Source organism: Mycetohabitans sp. B3, from assembly GCF_021498065.1.
Lineage (GTDB): Bacteria > Pseudomonadota > Gammaproteobacteria > Burkholderiales > Burkholderiaceae > Mycetohabitans.
Map to the genome: position 1 here is coordinate 1 of NZ_JAHLKN010000057.1, position 3,199 is coordinate 3,199.

At 56.0% G+C, this 3,199-nt stretch carries 1 protein-coding gene; it reads right to left on the reverse strand.

What is annotated here, in order from left to right; all coding sequences use genetic code 11:
• A partial coding sequence (locus KQH55_RS15215) for a condensation domain-containing protein (protein WP_235091561.1) occupies positions 1-3,199 on the reverse strand: 3,199 nt, incomplete at both ends.

Genomic DNA, 3,199 nt, shown 5'->3' on the forward strand with positions numbered 1-3,199 from the left:
GTACACCAGCGCCGTCGCCTCGGGTGTGCGCGCCACTTGATCTTCGAATAACTGCTGCACACACCGGTGTGACGGATACTCACGCTGCGTCGCGTTCCATGTCTGAAGCAGCAGTGCACGCTCTTCGCCAGGCAGCACTTCTAAGTGCCAAACCGGTAAGTTTGGCGAATATTCGAGCGCTTGCGTTAGGCTTTCCAGTGCCTGCTGCATATAACCACACACACGGTTTGCGTCAAACGGCCGTGCCACTTGAACACTGAGCCTTAACGCTCGATCGGCATCATCCACCGACAGCGTGAGTGGGTAGTTGGTACGCCCTTCTACATCTAAAAAACCCGCACCTTCCCCCGATTGTTTATCGCCCAGCCGCACCACATTGCGTCGGTAATTAAGCAGCGCGCTAAAGAGTGGCGTGCCCGCCGGCACGCCACTGCAACGCTGCGCGAGTGCCAGCGACGCATGTTCGTGTTCAAGCAACGCGGCCAAGCGTGCTTGTGTATCCCGCACGCCATCCTCAACGTTACGGTCTAGTTCCACTCTCAGCGGCAGTGTATTGATAAACGGCCCCATCGCGCTGCCCGTGCCATTGCCACCTTGCACGCGCCCGAACAATACTGTGCCAAACACCACCCGCTGCTGGCCACTCGCACGCGCGAGCACCTGCGCCCACGCCAGATGAAATAAGCTGGCCACGCTCACACCCAAACGTCTGGCTTGCGCACGCAACTGATCGTTCAATGCCTGTGACAACGCGTGCTGCGCTTCGGTCACTTGCGCGCCGTCACGATGCACATCGGCAAGCCCAAACGGCAGTGTCGGCTCATCCACGTCAGCAAGCATGTCGGTAAAGAAGCGTTCATGGGCTTCTTGACTCACGCCCAGGCGTGCCTGCGCAACCAAGTTACGGAAGGGTGAAGCCGGTGGCAAAGTATCGCCCCGACCATCCAGGAAAACCTGCACCTCGGTATGCATGGCTTCCAGTGTCGCGTGATCATCGATTAGATGGTGCACCAACTCAAATAGCAGCCAGCAACCATCGCTATCTCGCGCGATGACGAAATGCATCAACGGGGCTTGAGTTAAATCGATACGGTGACGACGAGAATTGAAGCGATGGGTCAATTGCTCGGTGGCAGATCCCTGGGCTGGGTCTAAAACAAGCTCAGTCGTCGATAGCGGAGCATGGCGCCAGACAACCTGGGCAGGTGTAGACAGTCCGTCCCACACAAAGGCCGTGCGCAAAATATCGTGACGATTAACGACCTGCCGGACCGCATCGAGGTAGTGATCGAGCGCCTGCCGATCATCAAATGATTTCTGAACCATCCGCAGATACGGGTCGCCGTCAGTGGTCAGAAAGTGGTGAAATAAAATCCCGTCCTGCAGCGGCGAAAGCGCATAAATATCTTGAATGTTCGCTACTCCACCAGGCACCTGCTCAACAATTCGATCAATGTCCGCTTGGGTCAAATCGATCAGGGGCAACATCTGCGGCGTGATTGCGGTAGTGTCGGGCGTAATCACGTTGGGCGGCACCGTCACTTCACGGTACGGGTTGAGCGATTGAGCCAGGGCAGCCAAGGTAGGCGAATCGAACAACGTGCGTACCGAGACTGTCAACCCAACACGGCGCAAGCGTTCAATCATGCGTACCGCAAGCAACGAATGACCACCCAGTGCAAAAAAGCTGTCTTGACGGCCAATACGCTCAACGCCAAGCAGTTCACGCCAGATTGCCGCGAGCGTGGTCTCAAATTCCCCTTGCGGTGCCTCATAACTTTGCTCAGACAGCGCGCTGCTTGGCGCTGGCAAGGCACGGCGGTCAAGCTTGCCGTTCGGCGTAAGCGGCAACGCATCCAGGCGCATGAAAGCGGCCGGCACCATGTATTCGGGTAGTAGTGCTGCGACATACTGACGAATATCCGCAAACTGATCTAAGCTTGTCGGGTTATTGGCATAAGCATGAGGGGATTGTCCGCTACTAGAGGAAGGCGACAGGTAGAGATCCGTAGGGATCGCACAAGCCATGTCGCCTGTCTTTACCAGCACAATATCGATACATGCTGGAGCGACCTGTTCCGACCATGTGACACCGACCCAATAACCCAACGATTCGCCCAATGCGTAGAAATCTTCGACATTGGGCGCCATGGTTTGTGTATATCCCGTTTTGAGCCGATGCTGGATCTGTTTAAGATCACAATCGTCGTTATCAAGCGCCTGCATGGCTTCCAATTCGCACGCCAAGCGCATATTGGGCACACCGACAATACGCAGGCAGGCGGGACGTTCAGCGGCTAAATGCGTCTGCACCGCCTCAAGCGTGGTGGACTCTGCTGTCCAATGCAGCTGCGGTGCATACGCCAGCGGTAGCGGGTTGACTGGCCCTTTGCGCAGCACCACATCGTAGCGGTAACGGCTCAATTCATTATGGTAATCCCGCTGTTTGAGCTGGATATCGATCGCTGCAATCTCGTCAATCGTGCGGGGCAGCGTGCTGAAGAAGGCCGGCGCCAAACGCAATTCCTTCCTGGCCAATTGCGTTTGCTCAATCCGTTGGCGCACACTGGCATGATCATCCGTCGTGAGATCCGCCTGATGCAATTGGACGGCACTCGCAAAACACCCAAACAATCGCAGATCGAGCACATCGCCGATGAAAAGCGCGCCTCCCGGCGCAAGTAGCGCCATAGCCTGGCGTAATACATCAATTAAATAGTCCGTATTCGGAAAATGCAGGATGACAGAATTAATGACGATGGTGTCAAAGTAGCCTTGCGGCAAACCATCGGTAATATGTGCGGGCTGCGTGCGCAACTCAACGCGTGCCGTCAATTCAGCCTGCTGCGCCACTTGGGCTTTAAGCGTTTCAATAACGGGGGCGGAAATATCTGTGCCCCAATACGCTTCACAATGCGGCGCCAGGTGTGCGAGTAGCAGTCCCGTGCCTACGCCAATCTCCAGCACCCGCCGCGGTTGCAGCGCACGAATACGCTCAACCGCATCGGCTCGCCACGCTTGCATCGCCGACAACGGAATCGGCTGGCCATCGTAGCTGCTCTTCCAAATATTGAAGTTTTCACCAAATGGATAGTCTGCGTCGTCTTGATAGTACGTATCGTAGACCTTCTGCCATTCTTCGACTTGGTTTGCCTCCGTCGTGAGATCTCGCTCGGCAGGAGCTTCATCGAGCACAATG